The 681-nt window shown below is 45.4% G+C and carries 1 protein-coding gene; it reads right to left on the bottom strand.

Features of this window, described 5'->3' with window-relative positions; genetic code table 11:
* On the bottom strand, positions 1-681 hold a 681-nt coding region (locus R7093_RS25740; RefSeq protein WP_318147088.1), incomplete at both ends, for a DUF3080 domain-containing protein.

A 681-nucleotide genomic window follows, 5' to 3' on the forward strand; every position in this document is an offset into this window, starting at 1 on the left:
CCCCATGAAGTTCCATTCTCTGCTCAATGAGTATCGCACCATCATTCAACTGCTGATATGTGCTGTCGACAAAGGCGAGGTATGGCTGTACTTCTTCAACATAAATTGACTGGAAAACATTTTTCAAATAGCGAAATTGTGTGGTGTCTCGATTCTTTCCACACACAATGCGCTCCTGATTTTCTTCTAGCAATTTTGTGGTGACATCAAGCCACTCAGAAGTGCTGTTCAAGGTGAAGTAAACCTTACCCATCAAGCGAGACTTTTCCATTTCCTCTTGATATTGCACGAAGGAGAAAGAGGGTAAGCGCGAAATGACCCCTTTAGGCGTCTCATACATGGCATTTAACGCATGAAAGGTTTTACTGACATGAGCAGTTTGATTGCGGCTTTTGGCTGATAACCAACTTGAAGCGGTGAGTTGCTTGCGCATGGTTTCGCTTGTGAGGAGAACGTTATCAAGATGAACGGGAAGATGCTGCCATTTTTGTTCGTACAGGCGAGTTAATGTCGTGCGTTCGTCTTCGCTCAAGGGGTATTCAGTCAAACAACCATTGAGCGTGTTGAGCAAAGTGGTCTGGTAATCCAGGTCATGGAAAGGGTCTTGTACTTTGCCCAATTGGGAGTTCTTTTCCGCAATCCGGTTGAACAGGCCGCATTGACGCAGCTGGTAACTCTCTA

The sequence above is a fragment of the Vibrio sp. 1580 genome, from assembly GCF_033340055.1.